Below are 22435 nucleotides of genomic sequence, written 5' to 3' on the forward strand. Positions count from 1 at the left end.
CACCCGCCCTGAGCAGGTGGTTCTCCTACCGGCGGAGAGCGTGGGATTCGAACCCACGGTGACGGGTCACGCCACGACAGTTTTCAAGACTGTTCCCTTAGGCCGCTCGGGCAGCTCTCCAGGCGGAGGTCAGCCTAACGGGTCCGACGGGCTTCGGCGCACACGATTCCGCGCTCCCGAGGGTCACTGGTCGCCGTCGCGCTGACCGAGGGTGACCTTGGTGGTGTACGTCTGGCCGTTGCGGGTGTACTCGACGTCCACCGTCTCGCCCGGCTTGTGCGTCCAGATCCGGCTGACCAGGGCGGGGCCGTTCTCGATCGGCGCGCCGCCGAGCTTGGTGATCACGTCGCCCGGCTTGAGGCCGGCCTTGTCGGCCGCGCCGCCGGGGGTGACGGCCGGCTGGCCCTGGATGTCGCGGGTCTGGATCTGCGCGCCGTCGCCCTTGTAGTCGTCGTTGCGCAGCACGTCGAGCTTGGCGTAGACCGGCTTGCCGGTCTTGATCAGGGTGTCCGCGACCCACTTGGCCTGGTTGATCGGGATGGCGAAGCCCAGGCCGATGCTGCCGGCCCGGCCGTTGGCGGAGGCGTTGGACTGGATCGCCGAGTTGATGCCCATCACCGCGCCGCTGGAGTCGAGCAGCGGGCCGCCGGAGTTGCCGGGGTTGATCGAGGCGTCGGTCTGCAGGGCGTTCATGTACGAGGCCTGCGCGCCGGTCTCGTCGCCCGAGGCGACCGGACGGTCCTTGGCGCTGACGATGCCGCTGGTGACGGTGGACTCCAGGCCGTACGGCGCACCGATCGCGATCGTGGTGTCGCCGACGTTGACCTTGTCGGAGTCGGCCAGCGCCAGGGGCGCCAGCTTGCCCTTCGGCGGGTTGTCGATCTTGACCACGGCGACGTCGTAGCCGTCGGCGTGGCCCAGCACCGAGGCGCTGTAGGACGTGCCGTCGGCGAACTTGACGGTCAGTTTGCCGCCGCTGAGGGCCGGCGCGACCACGTGGTTGTTGGTGAGGATGTGGCCCTCGGTGTCGAAGACGAAGCCGGTGCCGGTGCCCGACTCGCTGCTGTTCTGCGCCTTGATGGTGACGACGCTGGGCAGCGCCTTCTGCGCGATGGCGGCGATCGAGCCGGGGACGGGCTCGTTCTTCTGGGTGTCGCTGGCCTGGACGGTGGTGCTGCGGTGGTCGTCCGCCGAACTGCTGCTGCTGACCTGGTTGGTGGCGACCACGCCGATCGCGCCGCCGGCCACACCGGCGACCAGCGCGACGGCCGCGAGCAGGGCCACCAGGCCGCCGCGCTTCTTGCGCGGGCCGCCGGGGCCGCCGGGGTGGTCGGCCGGGTAGCCGAGCGGGCCGCCGGGGTAGTCGGGGCCTCCGGGGCCGCCGGGGTAGCCCGCACCGCCGGAGGTGGCGTCATGGGCGGCGCCCCAGCCGCCGACCGGCTGGCCGGCGCCGAACGGGTGGTGGCCGTGCGCGGCGGGCGCGGCACCGTACGGCTCCTGCGCACCGGCGGGCGCGGCACCGTACGGCTCCTGCGCACCGGCGGCGGGCACGCCGTGGGACGGGGTCGCGTACGGGTTGGCGGCCGGCGGCAGGGCCGGGGCCACCGGGGCCGCGACCGGAGCAGCGGGGGCCGCGGCAGCGGGCGCGGGCGCGACGGGCGGCGCGGGCGGCAGGACCGGCGGCGGGGCGTCGATGTAGCCGGTGACCGGGTCGACGGCGTGCTCCTCGGCGGCGGGCGCCGCCGGGGCCTCCGGCGCGGGGACCTTGGTGAAGGCCACGGTGGGCTTGTGACCGCCCTCGGCCGGGGCGGCCGCAGCCGGGGCGGCCTCGACCTGCTCGGGCCCGGCCTCCGGCGCGGTCTCCGGCTCCGGGACGCGGCTGAACGCCATCGTCGGCTTGTGCCCGCCGTCGCCCGCGGCGGCGGCCGACGCCGCGTCAGCGGCTTCCGGCGCGGCCTCGGGCTCGGGCTCGGGAACCCGGCTGAACGCCATCGTCGGCTTGTGGCCGCCCTGAGCGGTGCCGTCGGAAACGGGCCCAGCCGTCTCCTCGGGGCCCGCGGGCTGCTCCCCCTGCGGCCCGGTGGGCCCAACCTCGCGCTCGGTGCTCACGGACGACCTCCATAGCTGACAGAACCAAGGACCATAGTTTTTCGCACTGTCGATTCGATTGCCGTAAGGACCCCTCTGAAGAACTCATAAGAATCCTTAGCCGACACCGACGACAGCGATGACGGCGACGGTCGGGGAGCCCCCCTCCCTCCGCCCGGGCGTTCCGCGATGCGGACCGCACACCCCGTGGCCTTTGGCGTTCGTACCCGTGCCGGTTAGCCTGTCGCTCCAAACTGACACGCGGGAGCTTGGACCGACCAGGCTGAGAGTGCGCATGTCGACCGTACGCCAAGTGGGACACCGGCGAACCGTCGAGGGGGCGCTGACCGCCGGAACCTGTCCGGGTAATGCCGGCGTAGGGAGTATCGGCCATGCCGCCTGCTTCGCCATCCTCTTCTTCGAGCGCGTCCACGTCCAAGGATTTCCTTGATCGTCCCGCGGGCGCGACCGCCCCCGGCACCGACGGGCGTGTCGAGGCGCCACTGGTGCTGGACACCGAGCCGCCGCGCACCCTGCGCTTCCGGGACCACTTCGCGCTCTGGATGAACCTGGGCGTCAGCCTGATCGGCTTCTCCACCGCCGCCACCGTGCTCGGCGAGAAGGGCAGCGAGCTGTCGCTGGCCGCCGCGGTGACCGCGATCGTGGCCGGTACGGCGGTCGGCACCGCGATGCTCGGCGTGGCCGCGCTGATCGGCGCCCGGACCGGCGCCCCCGCGATGGCCAACCTGCGCGGGCTGTTCGGCACCCGGCTGTCCTACCTGCCGACCGTGCTGAACATCGTCCAGTGCATCGGCTGGGGCGTGTTCGAGCTGCTGACCATCTCGGCGGGCGCCCAGACCGTCGCCCACACCACCGGCTACCGCTGGCTGTTCGTGCTGGCCGCGGGCGCGCTGACCACCGCGCTGACGATCTGGCCGCTGGGCGCGATCGCGGTGCTGCGCCGCTTCGTGGCCGGGGCGGTCGCGGTCGCGATGGTGTACTTCACCGTCCAGTTGGGCCGTCAGGGCGTACCGGACCCGGGCGCGGGCAACTGGCACGGCTTCCTGGGCGCCACCGACGCGATGATCGCGGTGTCGATCTCCTTCGTCCCGATGGCCGCCGACTACACCCGGCACTCGCGCACCGCGGGCTCGTCCTTCTGGGGGAGCTTCTCCGGCTACACCGTCGCCCAGGTCTGGTGCTACGTGCTCGGCCTGATGGCGCTGCTGCAGTCCGACGGCGACCCGAGCCGGATCTTCGACTCCTTCCTCGGCGTCTGGGCCGGCTGGCTGTTCCTGCTGGTGCTGGTGCTGCGCGAGACCGACCAGTCCTTCGCCAACGTGTACTCGACCGCGATGTCGCTGCAGAACCTGCTGCCGCGGGTGGACCGCCGGGTGCTGAGCGGCGGGATCGGCGTGCTGACCACCGTGCTGGCACTGCGGATCGACAGGTTCACCGACACCTACAGCAACTTCCTCGGCCTGATCGGCTCGGTCTTCGTGCCGCTGCTCGCGGTGCTGGCGGTGGACTACTTCTTCGGGGCCGGCCGGCACGGCTGGGACCTCTCCGAGAAGGCGCCGTCCCGCTGGCTGATGCTGCTGCCGTGGGTGCTGGGCTTCGCGGTCTACCAGTTCATCGCGCCGACCGCGGTGGCCGGCTGGTGGACGGACTTCTGGACCTCGGCCCAGCGGGCCCTGCATTTCACCCCGCAGGAGTGGACCTCCGCCTCGCTGTTCGCCTTCCTGGTGCCGGCCCTGGTCACCTGGGCGCTCACCCCGCTGACCCGGCGCGCCGCCGGCGCCTGAGGCACCGGGGGCGAAACCGGCCCCGCAGGTTGGGACCGTCTTCGCCCCCGCGTCACCTCTGCCGCCTATCGTTGGGCCCGTGACCAGCCCAGACCTGTCCCCGTCGGCGGCGCGCACCGCGCCCTCCGTCCAGGTGATCGCCCATCGCGGTTCCTCCCACGCCCTGCCCGAGCACACCTTCGCGGCCTACCGGCGCGCGCTCGACGAGGGAGCGGACGCCGTCGAGTGCGACGTCCGGGTGACGGCCGACGGCGAGCTGGTCTGCGTGCACGACCGCCGGATCGGCCGGGTCTCGAACGGCCAGGGCACCGTCTCCGCGATGACCCTCGCCGAGCTGGAGGCGTACGACTTTGGCGCCTGGAAGACCGGACGTCCCAGCACCGACCCGGAGCTGCGCGGCGTGCTGCGGCTGGAGCGCCTGCTGGAGCTGGTGGTGGACTGCGGCCGCCCGGTGGACCTGGCGATCGAGACCAAGCACCCGGTGCGCTTCCGCGGCCGGGTCGAGGCCGAGCTGCTGCGGATGCTGGAGCGGTTCAAGATCGGCGCGACCCGGGAGGGCGACCGCCCGTCCGCCCGGATCATGAGCTTCTCCTCGATCGCGCTGAACCGGGTGGCCGCCGCCGCACCGGAGTACCAGCGGGTCTTCCTGATCGAACGGATGCTGCCGCTGCTCGGCCAGCTGCGCCCGGGCAAGCCGCTGCCGGGCGGGGCGCGGATCGCCGGCCCGGGCATCGAGCTGATCAAGGCCAAGCCGCAGCTGGTGCCCCGGCTGCGCGAGCTGGGGCACCAGGTGCACGTGTGGACGGTGGACGAGCCGGCCGACGTCGAGCTCTGCCTGGAGCTCGGGGTGTCCGCGATCATCACCAACCGGCCCGCGGAGGTGCTGGCCCAGCTCGGGCGGTGACCGGCCGGCGGGCCGAAGGCCGTACCGCTCCAGCCTGATCACTCTGGTCGGCAGTCAAACCTTCCGCGCACGGTATTGCCGGAATTCTTGCGTTCGGGCGACGGAGGGTGAGCACGGAATGACCTCTCGTCGACCCTGAGTCGCGTTGCTCGAAATGGACTCGCGGGATCCTCCGGCAGTCGTTTCCGACGCATTACCAAGGGGCATCCATCCCTCGGCATACGCTGAAGGAGGTCCGGGGGTGGCGTTGATGGTGGCGCGCGAAGTGCCGACTTCATCGACCATGGCAGTGCCGCACGGCCCAGCGAGTGTCGGGGTCGTACGGCGCCGACTGCGTCGAGATCTGGGTGACCGGCAGATACCGGAACCGGTCATTGATGATGCCGTATTGATCCTTTCCGAACTGTTGAGCAACGCCTGTCGATACGCCCGTCCGCTCGGCCCGCTGCCGGCCCTCGGCCGCGGGGCCCGGGCCGAGGTGGTGGACCAACTGCTGGTCGGCGTCCCCTCCGGGACGCACCCCGCAGCGGGCGGCCGGGAGCACGACGACGGTACGGGCGAGCCGGGCGGCGGCGTGCTGGTCCGCTGGCAGATGCACGCCGACGGCGTGCTCACCCTGGAGGTCACCGACGGCGGGGCGACCACCCGGCCGCTGCCCGCCAGCCCTTCGCTGACCTCGCGGGGCGGTCGCGGCCTGAGCATCGTCGACCAGCTGGCCAGCGACTGGGGCGTGCGCGACGCGCCCGGCGAGGTGACGGTCTGGGCGGCGCTGCCCGCGCGGGCCCGGCACGCCCGGCGCACCGGCGGCGACGCGCGCAGCGCGTAGCCGCACGTCCGCGGGCACACGCCCGTACGACGCCCGCCCCGGCGCGTTCCCGCGCGCCGGGGGAACGTCAGTAGGCTTCCCGGAGCAAAGGACCACCGTTCCCGGGAGAGCCGCACCATGGGCAAGAAGGCCGCCAAGAAGGCGCCGCAGCGCCAGTCCACCACCGCCGTCACGGGCGAGATCCCCGTGGTCGGGGCCCGCGAGGACTGCCCCTGCGGCTCGGGCCGCCGGTACAAGGCCTGCCACGGCCGGGAGGCCTCGCACGCGGTGCAGGAGCTGGTGCACCGCCCGTTCGAGGGCTTGGCGGGCGAGGCCGACTGGGTGGCGCTGCGCGAGCTGGTGCCGGCCGCGACGGTGCCGCTGACGCTGGCCGCCGGGGTCGCCGAGACCGCCGCCGGTGACGTCCCGTCGGTGACCCTGGCCACCGTGCTGCCGCTGGCCTGGCCGGCACTGCGCCGCCAGGACGGCTCGATCCTGCTCGGCCTGCAGAGCCAGTCCTCCTCCGGCGACCTCAGCCGCGACCTCGCGGACGCCCTGGAGCTGGCCCTGGCCACCGAGCCGGGCACCCCGGTGCCGGCCCGCCGGACCGTCCCGGGCGGGCGCCGCCTGCAGGACCTGCTGGACACCACCGCCGCGTTCACGCCCACCGTGCACACCGGCTTCGAGTTCTGGCTGGAGGACGCCGAGTCCGCCACCGGCGAGGTCGCCGCCTCCCTGGAGCGCGCCAACGCCTCGGCCATCCCGACCGAGAAGCTGGCCGGCCTCGACGCCGCCTACTGGTGCGGCACCCCGGACAAGAACCACCTGCGCTGGGTGATGACCGTGCCCGAGGAGAAGCTGCTGGACGCGCTGGCCCGGCTGAACGCCGCCGGCGAGGCCTCGCTCGGCCCGGACACCCGCCTGGTCGGCTCCTTCCGCGCGCACGGCCTGACCGTCCCGGTGTGGGACCTCCCGCTCGCCATGACCGCCGCCGACTGCGAGAAGCCGGCCGCCGAGTTCGCCGAGCGGCTCGCCACCGTCCTCGCCGACGAGACCCCGCTGACCGCCGACGAGCGGCGCGCCCGCGCGAACCTGGTGAACCGTCAGGTCACCTTGAACTAAAGCGCGCAGGATCAGGGTGATACGCGTCACATTGTCGCGGTGAAGCCGCAATTTCCGGGCCTGGAGGGCGCCTTGGAAATTGGCGCGGGCGCGGATCCTTGTTACTGTCTAAAGAGTCCGGCCGCTGGTGCATCCCCCGTCGCCAGCGGCCGGATCTTTTGTTTTTCCGGAGCGGCCCGCCGAAGCGGGCCCCGGAACCCTTCCGGCGGCGCCGCGTCAGTGCGCCGAGCGGCCACTGTCCAGCCGGACCGTCGCGTCCACCAACTCACCCAGCAGCGGCCCGACCTGCGGCAGCCAGACCCCGCCGTCCACCGACGGCCGCGGCGTCAGCACCCAGCGCACCCGGCCGGCCGCCCCGCCGGGCGGCAGCGGCAGGAAGCCGCCCGGCCCGTGGTAGCGCAACGAGCCTGGCACCCAGGGGAGTTGGGAGAGCATCTCGCCGAGCACGTCGAGCGAGTACGGGGCCACCAGGAACGCGTAGCGGCCCGGCATCGCCAGCACCGGGCCGAGCGGCAGCCGCAGCGCGCCCAGATGGACCAAGGCCCGGGCCCCGGCCGCCGCGGGCAGCGAGACCGCCGAAACGGCGCAGCCGGTGGCGGCCAGTACCGGCGCGTCCGGGCTCTGCCGCTCCCACCACCAGCGCACCATCCGGGCGTCCGTGGTGGCGGCCAGCAGCGAGGGGTCGTGCGGATGCGCGCCGGGCACCGGGCAGTCCGGGTCGCCACAGGAACAGCGCCCGCCGCACAGGACGGTTCCCGGCACCACGGGCCAGCGGTGTTCGACGGCAGCCGTCAGGGCCGCGTCCAGCCGGGCGGACGACTCCTGCGACCGGCTCTTCGGGTTCTCACGCATGGCGCTCGTTCCTTTCCCTGACCGCTCGGTTCGCTCCGCCCCACGGCATCCGGCGGGACTCGCCACGCGGGCCCGCGACGGCACGGCCCCGGGCGGCGCGAAGCGGGGGCGGGCGGCATGGCGGACGGCGCGGCTACGACGTGGAGCACGGTGTGGAGCACGACATGAGAAGGGCCGCGCAATGGAACAGCCCTTGGAACGAGAATCCCGTATGCGACCGGATGGACGCCGCCCGGGCGCGCTTGGTTCCACCGTACGAGTGAGAGACTTCCGGACAGCCCGCCGCACGGGCGGCACGGACATTACGATCCGGACGGCCGCCCGGTCCGTCCTCTCGGTTCTGCCCGCTCCCGGCCCGCTCCATGCCTCCGGACCCGACCGGCGCGCGCACCGACCACGCGCGCCCTCCGACCGGAGTGATGACGCTGTGGAACCGGCCATCGCGTCGTCCTGGATCTGGACATGCCCCGAATGGCCTGTGTAGAAGTGGTGGCATTGCTGTCGATCAATGACGAGTAGTAGCGAATCGAGGCGAAACACGCCCTTTGGCCGTGCTCGCTCCTCATCGGGCCGTATCTGGGGGTTTCGCATGGCACGTAGCACCGCGTCAGGAGTGGCGGCATGACCGAGTCCCACGCGTCGACGTCCCACCCGTCGCCGACGACCGCCGAGCTGGGCGAACCCGGTTGCGCGGGCGGGCTCACCGTCCTCGACCCGCCCGGCCTGCTCGCCCCCGCCGACCCGCCGGAGGGCACCGCGGACGACCTCACGGCACCGTCCGCCGCCACCGTGCAGGACCGTTTGGCCGGACGTCTGTCCGACATCACCAGCCTGCACGAGCACACCGGACGGCTCGCCCGCGCCCGCGGCCTCACCGCCACCCTGGACGCCGTCCTCGCCTCCGGCGCCGCACTGCTCGGCGCCGGCCGCGGCGTCCTGGTCACCCTGATGCCCGACGGCGGCCTCGGCCAGCCGGTCGGCCTCGGCCTCGACCGGGCCAGCCTCGGCGCCCTGGAGACCGTCCCGACCGAGCAGAGCCTGCTCGCCCGGCTGCTGCGCGAACAGGACCGACCCGAACAGCTGCACTCCGCCGACCTCGCCGAGGACCCGGCCATCGGCGCCCGGCTGCGCGAACTCGCCGTCCACCTCGGCCTCGGCGGCGCCTTCGGCCTGCCGCTCGCCACCGCCGAGGACGGCCCGCTCGCGGCCGCCGTCTGGTTCTACGACCGGCCCGCCGAGCCCACCGACCGCCGGCGCGAACTCGCCCTCCGCTACTGCGAGATCGCCGCCCCGCTGCTCGCCAAGCAGCTGGAGGCCGAACGCACCCGCCGCACCACCGAGGCGCTGCGCCGCGGTCTGCTGCCGGACCACCTCCCCCAGCCGGACGGGCTGCGGCTGGCCGCCCGGCTCCTCCCGGCCGGCCTGGACCACTCCTGCGGCAGCGATTGGTACGACGCCATCCCGCTGCCGGACGGCACCGTCGGCCTCACCGTCGGCTCGGTCTCCGGCGACGGCCCCGGCGCGGGCCCCGGCTCCGCCCCCGGCGCGGCCGCCGCGATGGGCCGGGTCCGGGCCGCGCTGCGGGCGTACGCGGTGCTGGAGGGCGAGGACCCGGTCTCCGTCCTCGGCGACCTGGAGCTGCTGCTCAAGACCACCGAGCCGAGCCGCACCGCCACCGCCGTCTACGCCTGGGTCGAGCCCGAGGAGCGCCGGATCACCCTCGCCGGCGCCGGGCACTGCCCGCCGATCCTGGTCGGCCGGCACGGCGCCGAGTTCGTCGAGACCTCGCTCTCCGCCCCGCTCGGCATGCTGACCTGCTGGGAGGCCCCCGGGGTGGAGTTCACCGCCGAGCGCGGCGACACCCTGCTGCTCTACACCGAGGGCCTGGCCCGCCGCTGCGGCCCGACCCTGCACGCCGGGCAGGCCAACCTGCGCCGGGCCGCCGCCGACGCCCCGCGCGACGTGCGGATCGCCCCGGACCGGCTCTGCGCCCACCTGCTGGCCGTCTGCCCCGGCCCGGACGCCGCCCCGGCCACCGACGACCTGATGATGCTGGCGGCGCGCTTCGAGTAGGCATACGAACCCCGAATCGGTGAGCGGCCGGGCGTCCGTACCATGGACGCACGGCCGCCCGCGCGTGTCGCGATCCGACACCTCCCCCGACGGGCGGCGGTACCACCCCCCAAGGAGGCGTTGCACGTGACCGAGGACCGGACCCCCGCGGTGGCCGAGAACCCCGAGGCCGAGGGCGGCGAGGAGCCGCAGCAGTTCAGTGGCCGCAAGAACGGCCTCTACGGCGAGATCTCGGACGAGCTGTCCGCCTCGATGAAGTCCGGCTGGGCCGACACCGAGCTGCACGGCCTCGCCCCGATCGCCCAGGCCCCGTACGCGGCCGAGCGCCGCGCCAAGCTCTCCGCCGCCTACCCGGGCCAGCGCCTGGTCGTCCCCGCCGGCAACCTGCGGGTGCGCGCCAACGACACCGACTACAACTTCCGCGCCGCCAGCGAGTACGTGCACCTCACCGGTGACCAGACCGAGGACGCGGTGCTGGTCGCCGAGCCGACCGGCGAGGCCGGCCACGAGTTCACCCTGTACCTGCTGCCCCGCTCGAACCGCGAGAACGGCGAGTTCTGGCTGGACGGCTACGGCGAGCTGTGGGTCGGCCGCCGACACAGCCTGACCGAGCAGGAGCAGCTGCTCGGCCTGCCCGCGCGCGACGTCCGCAAGGCCGCCGAGGAGCTGGCCGAGCGGGCCAAGGACGCCGCCGTGCCGACCCGCATCGTCCGCGGCTACGACGCCGGCCTGGAGGCCGCGCTGGCCGAGGTGCTGGACGCCGACAAGGACGCCGAGTTCAAGGAGTTCCTCAGCGGCCTGCGGCTGGTCAAGGACGAGTGGGAGATCGGCGAGCTGCGCGCCGCCTGCGACGCCACCGTCAACGGCTTCACCGACGTGGTCCGCGAGCTCGGCCAGGCCGTCGCCACCTCGGAGCGCTGGATCGAGGGCACCTTCTGGCGCCGCGCCCGGGTCGAGGGCAACGACGTCGGCTACGGCACCATCGCCGCGGCCGGCCCGCACGCCACCACCCTGCACTGGGTCCGCAACGACGGCGACGTGCGCCCCGGCGAGCTCCTGCTGCTGGACGCCGGCGTGGAGACCCACACCCTCTACACCGCCGACGTCACCCGCAGCCTGCCGATCAACGGCCGCTTCACCGAGCTGCAGCGCAAGATCTACGACGCGGTGTACGACGCCCAGGAGGCCGGCATCGCCGCGGTCAAGCCGGGCGCCCGCTTCCGCGACTTCCACGAGGCCTCGCAGCGCGTCCTCGCCGAGCGCCTGCTCGCCTGGGGCCTGCTGGACGCCTCGGCGTACGACGTCGAGAAGGTCCTGGAGCTCGGCCTGCAGCGCCGCTGGACCCTGCACGGCACCGGCCACATGCTCGGCCTGGACGTCCACGACTGCGCCCACTCGCGCCGCGAGGAGCACGTCGACGCCCTGCTGGTGCCCGGCATGGTGCTCACCGTCGAGCCCGGCCTGTACTTCCAGCAGGACGACCTGACCGTGCCCAAGGAGTACCGCGGCATCGGCGTCCGGATCGAGGACGACATCCTGGTCACCGCCGAGGGCAACGAGAACCTCTCGGCGGGGCTGCCGCGCCGCTCCGAGGACGTCGAGGCGTGGATGGCCTCGCTCGCCTGAGCCACCGCACCACGGACACCATGAAGGGGCCGGCCTCCCGAGCAGTGGGAGGCCGGCCCCTTCGGCTTCGGCGGGGGCACCCCGTCCGCTGCGGGCTCAGCCCTTGCTGTAGGGCTGGACCAGGGAGTCCGCGCTGTGGTGGCCGCCCGCGACCCCGCCGACCTCGATGGCCACCGGCCCGGCGAACCGCGCCACCGCGACCCGGAAGGTGTACGAGACCGAGCTGCCCGAGAGGGTGTCCGCCAGCTCGGCCGGCTCCACCCCGAGCCGACCGTTGCAGTCCTGGACCGTCTTGAAGGTCTTCCACTCGTTGCCGACCTTCGCCTGCACCACCACGTCCGACGCGGACAGCTGCTGGCTGTTCCGGGCGGACAGGAACACCGACGGGTGCAGCCGGGTGACCCCGTCCGGCGAGGAGAGCGTGTAGGAGAACTCGGTCGGGGCGCCGCCGAAGACCAGCAGGCTCGGGTCGGAGACCGAGTTCACCACCGGGCGGTGGTCGTCGACGACCTTCGTGGTCACCACGCTCTTCGCCATGTCCTTGAACGACGCGGCGTGCGGGACCGGGGCGTCCGCCTCGACGGCCAGGCTGCCCGGACGGTTGCTCACGTCCAGCCGCATCCGGTACTCGACCGTCCGGCTCTCTCCTGCGGCCAGGGTGAAGGCCGCATCGTTGCCGGTGAAGGCGTAGTCCATGCCGCCGCCCTGGCTCAGCGACGGCAGGGCCTTCCAGCCGGAGGCGTCCTTGCGCTCCAGCGTGCCCTCCGCCATCGCGAGCACCATCGAGCACGGTGCGCCCTCGTACTGCTGGGTCGCCACCACCGGCGCCACCTGACGGCTGCCCGAGGAGTCGTTGTTCTTCCAGGTCACCGAGAAGGAGACCTTGTCACCCACCTGGATCCGCCGGCCCTCGCCCAGGCCGTCGAAGGTGATCCCGATTCCGCCGGCCGACGCGGGCTTCCGCGTGGAGGGGGCGGTGGTGCCGGTGCCGCTCTGCGGGGACTTGGCGGCCGGAGCCTGGGCCTTGGGGGTCTTGGCGGCGACCGGCGCTGCGGCGGCGGCCGTGGTGGGCGCCGAGGTCGGGGCCGAGGTCGGGGCCGAGGTGACAGGCGCGGACGGAGCAGGGGCCGCGGGGGTGGCGGCCGGGGTCGCCGGGGCGGACACCGCGGGCGCGGCCGAACGGGCGGCGGTCGGAGCGGCCTGGGAGCCGGTCTCGGGCGAGGTGCAGGCGGCGGCGCCGATGGCGGCGACGACGGCGAGCGGGACAATCTTCGCAATACGGGTGATAACGGACGCGTTCATGTGACAGTCCCCCCAGAGGACACGGTGATGGTGGTGATCGGATGAACGGGCGCCTTGTCTTCGCGCCCCGAGGAGCCGGCCCGAGCTCCGGCCCCGCCGGCTCGCTCTCCCCGCCTCTCACCCTGATAGACGTCCATCCCCGCAGGGGGTTGCAGGTGGGTTCGGAAATTTTTTCGCGGCCTCGCCCCGGAACGCCGAAAGGCGCCGCGACCAGGGAAGATCCTGGTCACAGCGCCTCAAGAACGGCCCCTCGGGAGGGTTACTTCACGACCCTCACCACCTGGCTCACCTCTCCCAGGACGGTCAGCGGCGCCGTCGACGGGTACGGCAGCGCCGCCTGGGCCACCAGCGGCATCTCCCCGGGCCCGTCCGCCGGGTCCAGGGAGATCCGGTACGTCACCTTCCGGCTCTCGCCCGGCGCGAGCCGGAAATAGGCCGCCTTGTTCACCATCGCGTAGTCCATGCCGCCACCGACCGAGAGCGGAATCTGGGACCAGGAGCCTGCGTCCTGACGCTCCAGCTTGCCTGCGTTCATCAGGAGGACCGGGCTCGGCGGGGTCCCCGAGTACTCCTTGGTGTACACCAGCGGCTGGATCTGCTCGTAGGTCTTCTGGCCGGTGTTCCGGTACGTCACCGTGAACGTCACCGGAGTGCCGTTCGTGGACACCTGCTGCCCGGCGCCGAGACCGTCGGCGTCGATATTGACGGCGATGTCCTTGCCGGTCGCCGCGGTCGGGGTGGACGTCGGGCTCGGCACCTTGTGGCCGCTCACGTCCAGGCTGTTGACGATCGTCGCCAGGCCCGCCTGGTAGTCCCCCTTGAGCCCGTTCGCCACGACGAAGACCAGGTCCGAACTCATGCCCCACAGCTGGGCCGTGAAGGTGTCACCGGCATTGCAGCCGACGTTCCACTGCGTCTTGTCGATCGTCTTCCCCGCCACGGTGGGCTTGGTCCGCACCGGCGCGCCGACCGAGGAGTAGCCGTTGGCCGGGAAGTAGGGCCGCCCCCAGATGGGGCAGTTCGGCTGGTGACCCCAGCCGCCGTCGGAGGCCAGGTCGGCCGTCGTGGGCCAGGCGCCGCTCCCGACGTCGTCCGGGCTGTTGTAGGCCACCACCAGGACGCCGTACGGCTCGCACCGCGCCGGCTCCCAGTTCTGCTGCGGGTCCGTGGGGGCGCCCGGGCTCAGGACGCAGACCCGGTCGGGCGAGACCGGTACGGCCTTCCAGCCGGCCGGGACCTTGAACTTGACTCCCCGGAGGGTGTACGAGCTCGCCGAGCCGGTCGCCGGGGGAGCGGAGGACGGGGTGGCGTCCGCGAGCGGGACGTCCGTCTCCGCGTCACCGGTCGGGGTGCCGGTGTCGGTGGGGGTGGGGGTGGGCGTCGGGCTCGGGGTGTCCGTCGGGGTCGGGGTGGCCGTCGGGCTCGGGGAGGTGGTGATGCTGGCGGCCGGGGGCGGGGGGACGTCCTGCTTGGCGACCGGGTCACCGTGGATGGCGAGCACGCCGATGGCCAGGGACGCGGCCAGGGCGAGGATCGGCGCGGTGGTCAGGTACACCGGGCGGAGCCTGCGGATCCGGCCCTTCGGGGGTGCGGCCGGGCGCAGGTCGTGGGCGTTGACCATGGAGGCCCGGGCATTCATCGCCTCGCGGAGCAGCCGTTCCGTCGGGGTCTCGGCCGGCCCGTCGCCGTCACCGCCGCCCGGGCGGGGGAACTTGTCGGTCATCGAACCTTCTCCAGGTGCTTTTCCAAGGCGTCCAGGGCCCGGCTGGCGGTGGACTTCACGGCACCCCGGGAGAGTCCCAGGGTCTCGGCTATCTGCGCCTCCGACATGTCGGACCAGTAGCGCAGCACCAGCACCTCACGCTGGCGGGGGGTCAACTCCTGCAGGGCGACGAGGACTCGCCGGTGCTCGTCGTTGAGCACCGCGTGGTCCTCGGCGGAGGGCGCGTCGGCCTCGTGCGGGGGCACGTACTCCCGGGCGGTCTTGCGGCGGCGCAGCATCGAGCGGGCGCCGTTGACCACCGAGGTCCGCAGGTATCCAAGGGCGTTGTCGAGGTCGTCCAGGTTCTCGCCATGGCGCTGGTAGAGCTGGGTGAAAGCTTCCTGCACGACGTCCTCGGCCAGGTCCTGGTGGTCCACCAGGAGCACGGCCATCCGCACCAGGCCCAGCCGGTGGGCGTGGTACAGGTCGGTCAGGGTGGGCCGCTCCTCCGCGGGCTTGCGCCCGCCGCGCAGCAGCCGGAAGCCGGAACGGCGCTGTGCCGCCTGTCGGTCGGAGCCGAGGTCGGCGGTCGGCGCGCCGGCTTCCTGGGCCTCCTGCGCGCCGAACAGCGCGGCGACCACGCCGCGGACGGAGAAGCCGCGCCGCCCCGCCGGCACGGCGATCGGCCCGATGGCCATGGACATGTACGGTCTGCTTTCCCCCGGGACGGTGACGGCGTTCGCCGGACCGTCAGGTCACCTGATCAAGATCGTGATCGGGGAGATCCTCGCAGCCACCCTCGGCCCGGTTCTCTCCACCCCCGTAGCAATGGACGTGTGACGGGCGTAGAGGTTGCAGGGGGATTCGCGAAAAGTTTCGAGGTGGCCGCGACGGCTACACTCACCGGGATTCCGCCACCCGTGAGCAGGGGGTTCGCATGGCCGAGCAGCACGCCGGGCAGCACGTCGAGAGCACGGCCGGCGCGGGCACCGGCGCGGACGTCCGGTCGCGCCCGGTGGCCGTCGTCATCGGCCGTCGCCCGGAGCCCGTGCACGATGTCGCGGTGTACGCCTTCGAGGGCATGGCGCCGTTCGAACTCGGCGTGGTGGTCGAGGTGTTCGGGCTGGCGCGGCCGGAGCTGAGCGGCCTGCTGGCCGCGCCCTGGTACGGGCTGAAGGTGTGCGCCGACCGGCCCGGGACGGAGCTGGACGCGGTGGGCGGCTTCGCGCTGACCGCCAAGTACGGGCTGGACGACCTGGCGGCCGCCGACACCGTGGTGGTCCCGGGGGTGCGCAACGCCTTCAGCGGCGAAGTGTCCCCCGAACTGGTCGAGGCGCTGCGGACGGCGCACGAGCGCGGCGCCCGGATCGTGTCGATCTGCTCGGGCGCCTTCGCGCTGGCCGCCGCCGGGCTGCTGGACGGCCGGGAGGCCACCACCCACTGGCGGTACGCCGAACTGCTCCAGCAGCGCTACCCGAAGGTGCTGGTCAACCCGGACGTGCTGTACGTGGACAACGGTGACGTGCTCACCAGCGCGGGCAGCGCGGCGGGGATCGACCTGTGCCTGCACCTGGTCCGGCGGGACCACGGCGCCAAGGTGGCCAACACCGTGGCCCGGCGCTTCGTGGTGGCGCCGCACCGGGACGGCGGGCAGGCGCAGTTCATCGAGGCCGCCGTCCGGCCGGTCGAGGAGGAGGACGACGGGATCGCCCGCAGCATGCAGTGGGCGCTGGACCACCTGGCCGGCCAGCTGACCGTCTCGGTGCTGGCCCGGGCGGCCCGGATGTCGGACCGCTCGTACCTGCGGCACTTCACCGCGCGCAACGGCACCAGCCCGATGCGCTGGGTCGTCACCCAGCGCATCGCGGCCAGTCTGTCGTTGCTGGAGTCCCCGGACGGGACGGTGGAGGAGATCGCCGCGGCGGTCGGCTTCGAGAGCGCGGCGACCTTCCGCCACCACTTCGGTCGGGTGATGCGCACCTCGCCGACCGCCTACCGGCGCTCCTTCGGGCGCGGGGTGGCGTAGCCACCGGCTCCCCCGGCACCGGCGGCTCCCCCGTGGCCGCCGGCTCCCCCGTGGCGGCGGTTACGCCTTCTCGCTCCGGTCCGCGTTGGCGAGGATGGCGTCGTGCAGCCACTGCGCCAGGCCGGGGGCGAGGTCCTCGTAGGTGCTGGTCCAGCGCGGGTCCGAGACGTACAGGCACGCCAGACCGCGGTGGATGGTGAACGTGCAGTCGTAGAAGTTCCGGCAGATGTGCTGCCGGTGGGCCTCGGCGAGGTCCATGGCCGCGGTGCCGTCGGCGGGCTCGCCGGCGGTGACCGCCTCCACCAGACCGTTGTTGAGCTCGGTCATCTCGTTCTGGATGCGCTGCCAGTCGGCCTTGGTGTAGCCGCCGGTGCGGCGCTGGGACTCGGCCCAGGCCTCGGTGTCGCCCCAGCGCTGCTCGGCCTCCTGCTCCCACTCCTCGCGGTAGCCCTCACCGAAGATCTCGAACTTCTCCTCCGGGGTCAGCTGAATGCCCATCCTGCGTGCCTCCATGGCGTGTTCGACGGCGGTGGCGAGCTCCTGGAGGTGCCTGATCCGGTCGGTGAGCAGTCGGTGCTGCCGCCGGAGGTGTTCGCTCGGGCTGACCGAGTCGTCGTCCAGGATCGCCGCGATCTCCTCCAGGGGGAATCCGAGCTCGCGGTAGAACAGGATCTGCTGCAGCCGGTCGAGGTCGGCGTCCACGTACCGGCGGTAGCCGGTCCGGGTGCGGCCCGCGGGGGACAGCAGTCCGATCTCGTCGTAGTGGTGCAGGGTGCGGACGGTGACCTTGGCGATCTTCGCCACGACGCCGACCGAGTAGCCCTGGTCCTCGTTCATCCGGGTTCCCTCCCTGGTGCTGACCACAACCCTCCGCTCTCACGTCGCGTGAGGGTCAAGCCGTCGCCGCGGAGGGTCTCAGGTGCCCGCGCCGACCAGCACCCGCTCGCGCCGCCGGGCGGTGCGGCGGCGTCCGTCGCCGCCCTGGGCCGGGGGGCGGGGTCGCCGGGTCTGTTGGGTGGGCCAGAACAGCACGTACCCGGCGGAGACCACCACGAAGGCGAGCCGGACGAAGCCGCGGGCCGAGTCGGACGGGAGGAACAGCGTGCCGCCGTACAGCGCGGCCAGCGCGATCCAGCTCCACCACGGGACCAGCCGCTTCTGCCCGACCGCGTCCCAGAGCAGGGTGCCGAGCAGGATCGAGGCCGTGTAGTACGTGTAGACGCTCGGGTCGAGCAGGATCCGGGCGTCCGCGCCGAGCAGCACCACGGCCGGCCAGCGGCCGCGCCAGACGGCGACGCAGCCGAGGCCGATGCCGAGCGCGAACTGGGTCGGGCGGTCCCACCAGGGGGTGGAGGGGTCGGTGACCCCGAACCAGCGCAGCGCGGAGGCGGGCTGGTTCGGGATGGTGAACTTGGCGGCCGCCAGGGTGTCCAGGTTGCCCAGGTAGAACGGCAGCCAGGCGACCGCCACCAGGACGCCGCACCAGATCACGGTGCGCAGCCAGGCGGGCCGGGGCAGGGCCAGGATCAGCGGGGCGAAGGCTATCGCCCAGGGCTTGGAGTCCACCGCCAGGGCCAGGAAGATCGCGACCTGGGTGGGCTTGCCGCGAGCCAGGGCGTGCGCGGCGAGGGTGGTGAAGAACAGCGCGAGGACGTCGTCCAGGTGCGCGAAGCGGACCGAGACCTCGACCCACATCGGGATGAACGCCAGTCCGGCGATCAGCAGGCGCTGCTGGAGCCGGCGGTGGTTGGTGCCGGTGCCCAGGTAGTACAGGGCGGCGGTGCGGCCGATCAGGACCAGCATCACCAGGCCGAGCCCGGCGCTCACCGCCTCGGCGACCAGCTGGCCGACGTGCGGTGAGAACGGGGCGGTGAGCCGGGCGGCGGCCAGGCTGACCGGGCCGATCTGCAGCTCGGGGTGCTGGGCGTAGAGCGAGAGGCCGCCGTCGGCCTGGTGGCTGAAGAGCAGCTGCTCGCCCTGGCGCAGGTAGTGCCAGGAGAACCCGCCGCTGGGCTCGACCAGGAAGAACCAGAGGATCGTCCAGGCGGTCAGCAGGACGTGGTGCCTGCGGAGCGGAAGTCCCGCGATCCGCCCGGTCGTGGCTTCGTAGTCGGTGGTGGTCTGTGCCGTACGTACTACCCGCACCTGTCCCTCTCCCCGCCGTTCCGCCCCCCTCCGGCCGGACATCCTATGTGACGGAGAAGTACCGTCCGTGCCGCCCGGCTGTCCGTACGAACGGACGGCCGGGCGACACGGCGGCACTCACGGAGCTCCCCCCGGGGTCAGCTCTGCTGGCCCGACTTGCGACGACGCAGCACCACGAGGGTGCCGACACCGGCGACCAGGACGGCGCCGCCGGTGGCCGCGATCGCGGTGGTGTGATCACCGCCACCGGTGGTGGCGAGGGACTTGTCCGCGTTGGCGGCGGCGGTCTTGGCCTTGGTGACACCGGCCGGGGTGATCTTCGGCGGGGTGACGGTCGGGTTCTGCACCGGGAAGTCGATCGGCTGCGGGGCGTCGGTGCTGCTGTCGCCGGACGGCACCGGGGCGCCGGTCGCACCGGAGTCGGACGGCGAGGCGGACGGCGAACCGGTGCCGGTGGCCGGGGTGGTCGGCGCCGTGGTCGGCGTCGTCGGCTCGGCGGTGGGCTTCGTCGGCGCGGTGGTGGGGGTCGAGGTGGCCGTCGCGGTGGCCGTCGCGGTGGCGGTGGCCGTGCCGGTCGGCGACGCGCTGGAGGTCGGCGTGTGGCTGGCCGTGGGCGAGCTGCTCGCGGTCGGGCTCGGCTTGCCGGTCTTGGTCGGGGTGGGGGTCGGGGTGGGCTTGCCGCCGCCGGCCTTGATGGTGAAGCCGGCGCCCTTGATCCCGTCACAGCTGAAGCCACCGTGGTCGTTCTCGTCGTTGGCGTCGGCGGAGTAGACCACCGGCACGACACCGGCCTTGCCCAGCGGGGTGTCCTTGGTGAAGGAGGCGCGGACCTTGATGTCGAGGCCCTTGCCCTGGGGGATGAAGAGCAGCGCGTCGTCGGCGGCGTCGCCGCCGGCGGTGACGTCGCCGAGGAACATCAGCACGGCGCTGTCGTCGCCGTCGCCGCCGCCGGGGGCGATGACGGCGGTCTTCCAGGTGCCGCCGCCGGGCAGCCCGGCCAGCAGCTGGTACTCGAGCTTGAGGTCCTTCGCCTTGAGCGTGCCCGCCTTGTTCTTGAACTTCAGCAGCGGGAAGGCGACGAAGTCGGTCTTCGTCGAGTTGTCGATCCGGTAGGTGAACTCGCGGGCGTCACCACCGGCGATGAAGGTGCCGGGAACGCCGTGCACCGAGAGGTCGAGGGCCTGGTGGCCCGCCTTCTCGGCCGGGGCGGTGGCGGACGGGGTGCCGGTGACACCAACCGCCATGGCGCCCTGGGCACCGGCCAGCACGAGCGAGGACGCGAGCGCGGCGGCGCCGGCAAGGGCAAGACTGCGACGTATGGACAAGGAGACCTCACGGAAGTGTCCGGGCGAGGCCCGGGCGCGAGGGGGCGGCCGCAGACGCCGCGTAACCCCCCGCGAAGCTGAAAGTCCGACGGAGAGTACCGAACGATCCAGCCACTCCGGAAGGCAGGTGCCGTGCTGTGGCCCGCACCCGGCCCCGGAGCGCCCGAATCGTCCAACTTCATCCGCCCGTAAGGCTTTTGCGCTTCGCCAGGAGATGGCCGCAGAGTGACGGGTACACGTCCGGACGACGGTACCGCACGGGCCGGAATGGCGTGAATGCGTCACTCCGCGGGAGGCCGGGGAGCCTCAGTCCGCGAAGAAGGACTTGGCCGCGATCAGCGCCCGCTCGTCGCGCAGGACGTCCCCCGGGCGGGTGCCGTTGCCGAGCAGCGCGCCGCCCCAGCGCATCCCCATGTACTCGGCGGTCAGCCGGAGCGTGCCGATGAGCGGCTCGGCCTTGTCGTCCCCGGTGGCGAGGGCGGTGACGCCCCAGACGGTGCCGCCGCGGAGCGCGGCGCGGAAGTCCAGGCCGGGCACCCGGAACCAGGCCGACCAGTAGTCGAGGTAGAGCTTGGCGGTGGTCGGCAGCGAGTACCAGTACAGCGGCGCGACGAAGACCAGGTCGGTGGCTTCGAGGGTGGCCTCCAGCAGGGTCCGCTCGTGCCCGACCGGCTCGGGGTAGCGGCCGTCACCGGTGTGCCGCAGGTCCTGGAAGGGCGGCAGCGGGTGGTCGGCGAGCCGCAGCCAGCGCTGCTCCGCGCCGGCCGGCAGGCTCGACTCGGCGGCCAGCCGGGCGAGTCGCTCGGAGTTGCCACCGACGCGCGCGCTCGCGTCGAGGAACAGGAAACGGCGTGGCGCCTGGGCGCCGGACGGCTGGTCGGACATCGGACACTCCCCCGGTCGGGTGCTGCGGACGGAGGTGCGAGCACCCGTCGCGCGCCGGTTATTCCACGCCCGCGCCCCGGAGAACCGCAGGTGGGTCAGCCCGGCAGCCCGTCGCCCGTCAGTCCGGCAGCCCGGCCCGGCGACGGGCGACCTCGGCGACGGCGGCCCAGTCCTTGTCCCCGTCGCCGTGGGCCAGCGCGTCCAGGAAGGCGTCCCGCAGGATGCCGCCGAACGGCAGCGGGACGTTGCGCTCGGTCCCGGCCGCGAGGGCGAGGCCGACGTCCTTGAGTCCGAGCGGCAGCCGGAACCCGGCCGGCTCGTAGCGGCGTTCCGCGACCATCGAGCCGTAGCCGGAGTAGACCGGCCCCGGGAAGAGCGTGCCGGTGAGCATCTCGACCAGGTCGGTGGGCCGCACCCCGTGGGCCTCGGCCAGGCTGCACGCCTCGGCCATCGACTCGATCGCGCAGGCCAGCAGGAAGTTGGTGCTGATCTTGGCGGTGTTGGCCTGCCGGGGGCTGTCGCCGAACCGCCAGGTCCGCTCGCCCATCGCGGCGAACAGCGGCTCGGCCCGCTCCAGCAGCTCCGGCGCGCCCGCGGCCAGGATGTTGAGCCGGCCCGCCGCCGCGACCGGGGGCCGGCCGAGGACCGGCGCGGCGACGTAGCCGATGCCGTGCTCGGCGTGCAGCGCTTCGGCGCGCTCGGCGAGCGCCAGCGAGACGGTGGCCATGTTGACGTGCAGGGTCGCGCCCGCGCCCGCCAGCAGCCCGGGGTCGAGCAGCAGCCGCTCGAACGCCTCGTCGTTGGCCAGCATGGAGACCACCGTGTCGGCGGCGAAGACCTCGGCGACCGTGCCGGCCGCCTCCGCGCCCTGGGCCACCAGGGCGGCCACCGGCTCGGGCGAACGGTTCCAGACCCGTACCGCGTGGCCGGCCCGCAGCAGGCTGCCGGCCATGCCCTGCCCCATCGCGCCCAGCCCCACGAAACCGACCGTCGTCGTCCCGGTCATCCGCGCACTCCCGTCGCCGTAGCCGTATCCGCAGCCGTCCGGTCGTGGCCGACTGTACGTCAGGGCGGCCCGGTGCCGGGGTGGCTCGGCTTCCGAGTCGTCGGGCGCCGGAGTGGTTCAGTTCCGGAGTCGTCGGGCGCCGGGGTGCTCGGACGGCCGGAGTGGTCGGGCGCCGGGGTGGTCAGGCGCAGACGCGCGCACGCCGGTGGCTGCGGTTCGCGGCGGTTCCGCGTTCCAGCTCGGCCACCACCCGGTGGCGCAGCAACTCGTACTGGGCCTGGAGCCGGCCGGGGCGGCCCGGACGGGCGACCGGGCGGCCGGGGCCGACCAGCTCGTCCGGCCCGAACTGCTCGCGGGTGAGGTCGATCTCGAAGCCGGTGGCGAAGCGGTTCCACCAGTGGAGGTCCGTCCGGACCCCGTCGACGCGCACCTCGCCCATCATCAGCTCGCCGCCGAGCAGGTCGTTCACCACCAGCGATGTCACCCCGCACTGGCCGCGGGCGGGATTGTCGGGACGCCAGTGGGCCAGGTCCTCGGGCGCACAGGTGTCGACACCCCAGGAGGAGCGGATCGCACGTTCGATGTCGTTGAGGGTCCACGCCGTCATACCGGGAAGCCTGCCACGCGGCACTGACAACGACACCGGCTTTTCAAAGGGTCATCGCCTGTTCTGCGACGACCCTCCCGGTGTTCACCCGAACGAGGACACCGCGGCGCTCAGCCCGGAACACGGGTCCGGCCGGTCGGCCACGGGGGTGGGCCGACCGGC

Annotated in this window: 19 protein-coding genes, 1 tRNA gene and 1 riboswitch; of the genes, 8 read left to right on the forward strand and 12 right to left on the reverse strand. The window is 73.2% G+C overall.

The window, feature by feature from the left end; translation table 11 throughout:
- Window positions 1-32: 32 nt before the first annotated feature.
- Window positions 33-120: transfer RNA gene (locus ACGF12_RS00340), tRNA-Ser, on the reverse strand.
- Window positions 121-183: 63 nt separating this feature from the next.
- The gene (locus ACGF12_RS00345; protein ID WP_393023278.1) at window positions 184-2109 is read right to left on the reverse strand and encodes a S1C family serine protease; all 1926 of its coding nucleotides are present in this window, start codon (window positions 2107-2109) and stop codon (window positions 184-186) included.
- Between the two features lie 230 nt (window positions 2110-2339).
- Window positions 2340-2488, forward strand: a riboswitch (TPP riboswitch).
- Window positions 2489-2594: 106 nt separating this feature from the next.
- Here ACGF12_RS00345 and ACGF12_RS00350 point away from each other — a divergent pair.
- From ACGF12_RS00350 to ACGF12_RS00365, 4 genes are all read left to right on the forward strand, one after another.
- On the forward strand, window positions 2595-3893 hold the full coding sequence (locus ACGF12_RS00350) for a purine-cytosine permease family protein (protein ID WP_393023281.1): 1299 nt from the start codon (window positions 2595-2597) through the stop codon (window positions 3891-3893).
- Window positions 3894-3972: 79 nt separating this feature from the next.
- Complete coding sequence (locus ACGF12_RS00355) at window positions 3973-4797, forward strand: glycerophosphodiester phosphodiesterase (RefSeq protein WP_393023284.1); 825 nt, start codon at window positions 3973-3975, stop codon at window positions 4795-4797.
- Between the two features lie 388 nt (window positions 4798-5185).
- Entirely contained in the window at window positions 5186-5623 is a 438-nt protein-coding gene (locus tag ACGF12_RS00360; RefSeq protein WP_387613539.1) for an ATP-binding protein, read from the forward strand.
- 117 nt (window positions 5624-5740) lie between these two features.
- Window positions 5741-6724: a DUF5926 family protein gene (locus tag ACGF12_RS00365; RefSeq protein ID WP_393023287.1), complete on the forward strand. Its 984-nt coding sequence runs from the start codon at window positions 5741-5743 to the stop codon at window positions 6722-6724.
- A 216-nt stretch (window positions 6725-6940) separates the two neighbouring features.
- Here the strand turns inward: ACGF12_RS00365 and ACGF12_RS00370 are convergent, their stop codons facing one another.
- Window positions 6941-7576, reverse strand: a complete 636-nt coding sequence (locus tag ACGF12_RS00370) for a bifunctional DNA primase/polymerase (protein ID WP_393023290.1) — start codon at window positions 7574-7576, stop codon at window positions 6941-6943.
- A gap of 621 nt (window positions 7577-8197) precedes the next feature.
- Here ACGF12_RS00370 and ACGF12_RS00375 point away from each other — a divergent pair.
- Window positions 8198-9649 (forward strand): PP2C family protein-serine/threonine phosphatase, encoded by a 1452-nt coding sequence (locus ACGF12_RS00375; protein ID WP_393023292.1) that lies wholly within the window; start codon window positions 8198-8200, stop codon window positions 9647-9649.
- Window positions 9650-9775: 126 nt separating this feature from the next.
- A complete protein-coding gene (locus ACGF12_RS00380) occupies window positions 9776-11275 on the forward strand; it encodes an aminopeptidase P family protein (RefSeq protein ID WP_393023295.1) in 1500 nt (499 codons plus the stop codon).
- Window positions 11276-11371: 96 nt separating this feature from the next.
- Here the strand turns inward: ACGF12_RS00380 and ACGF12_RS00385 are convergent, their stop codons facing one another.
- The 3 genes from ACGF12_RS00385 to ACGF12_RS00395 form a co-directional block, all read right to left on the reverse strand.
- A complete protein-coding gene (locus ACGF12_RS00385; RefSeq protein WP_393023298.1) occupies window positions 11372-12577 on the reverse strand; it encodes a hypothetical protein in 1206 nt (401 codons plus the stop codon).
- A gap of 259 nt (window positions 12578-12836) precedes the next feature.
- Window positions 12837-14300: a hypothetical protein gene (locus ACGF12_RS00390; protein ID WP_393023301.1), complete on the reverse strand. Its 1464-nt coding sequence runs from the start codon at window positions 14298-14300 to the stop codon at window positions 12837-12839.
- Window positions 14297-14983, reverse strand: coding sequence for an RNA polymerase sigma factor (locus ACGF12_RS00395; RefSeq protein WP_393023304.1), 687 nt, complete (start codon window positions 14981-14983; stop codon window positions 14297-14299). The genes ACGF12_RS00390 and ACGF12_RS00395 overlap by 4 nt, the downstream gene beginning before the upstream one ends.
- Between ACGF12_RS00395 and ACGF12_RS00400 the strand changes: the two genes are divergently transcribed.
- Together ACGF12_RS00400 and ACGF12_RS00405 are read left to right on the forward strand one after the other, a co-directional pair.
- Window positions 14982-15119 (forward strand): hypothetical protein, encoded by a 138-nt coding sequence (locus ACGF12_RS00400; protein WP_393023307.1) that lies wholly within the window; start codon window positions 14982-14984, stop codon window positions 15117-15119. The two genes, ACGF12_RS00395 and ACGF12_RS00400, sit on opposite strands and share 2 nt — an antisense overlap.
- A gap of 97 nt (window positions 15120-15216) precedes the next feature.
- Window positions 15217-16305 (forward strand): helix-turn-helix domain-containing protein, encoded by a 1089-nt coding sequence (locus tag ACGF12_RS00405; protein ID WP_393023311.1) that lies wholly within the window; start codon window positions 15217-15219, stop codon window positions 16303-16305.
- 60 nt (window positions 16306-16365) lie between these two features.
- On the opposite strand, the gene ACGF12_RS00410 is transcribed toward ACGF12_RS00405, so the two are convergent.
- The 6 genes from ACGF12_RS00410 to ACGF12_RS00435 form a co-directional block, all read right to left on the reverse strand.
- Window positions 16366-17142 carry a MerR family transcriptional regulator gene (locus tag ACGF12_RS00410; protein WP_393023314.1) on the reverse strand — a complete coding sequence of 259 codons (777 nt, stop codon included), beginning with the start codon at window positions 17140-17142 and terminating at the stop codon, window positions 16366-16368.
- A 78-nt stretch (window positions 17143-17220) separates the two neighbouring features.
- Entirely contained in the window at window positions 17221-18450 is a 1230-nt protein-coding gene (locus ACGF12_RS00415) for a hypothetical protein (RefSeq protein WP_393023317.1), read from the reverse strand.
- 137 nt (window positions 18451-18587) lie between these two features.
- A complete protein-coding gene (locus ACGF12_RS00420; protein WP_393023320.1) occupies window positions 18588-19775 on the reverse strand; it encodes an LPXTG cell wall anchor domain-containing protein in 1188 nt (395 codons plus the stop codon).
- Window positions 19776-20081: 306 nt separating this feature from the next.
- Window positions 20082-20660: a flavodoxin family protein gene (locus ACGF12_RS00425; protein ID WP_393023323.1), complete on the reverse strand. Its 579-nt coding sequence runs from the start codon at window positions 20658-20660 to the stop codon at window positions 20082-20084.
- 118 nt (window positions 20661-20778) lie between these two features.
- Complete coding sequence (locus ACGF12_RS00430) at window positions 20779-21666, reverse strand: NAD(P)-dependent oxidoreductase (RefSeq protein WP_393023326.1); 888 nt, start codon at window positions 21664-21666, stop codon at window positions 20779-20781.
- A gap of 181 nt (window positions 21667-21847) precedes the next feature.
- The gene (locus ACGF12_RS00435) at window positions 21848-22273 is read right to left on the reverse strand and encodes a hypothetical protein (protein WP_393023329.1); all 426 of its coding nucleotides are present in this window, start codon (window positions 22271-22273) and stop codon (window positions 21848-21850) included.
- Window positions 22274-22435 lie beyond the last annotated feature (162 nt).

Origin of the sequence: Kitasatospora sp. NPDC048296 (genome assembly GCF_043201815.1) — a bacterium.
Classification (GTDB): Bacteria; Actinomycetota; Actinomycetes; order Streptomycetales; family Streptomycetaceae; genus Kitasatospora.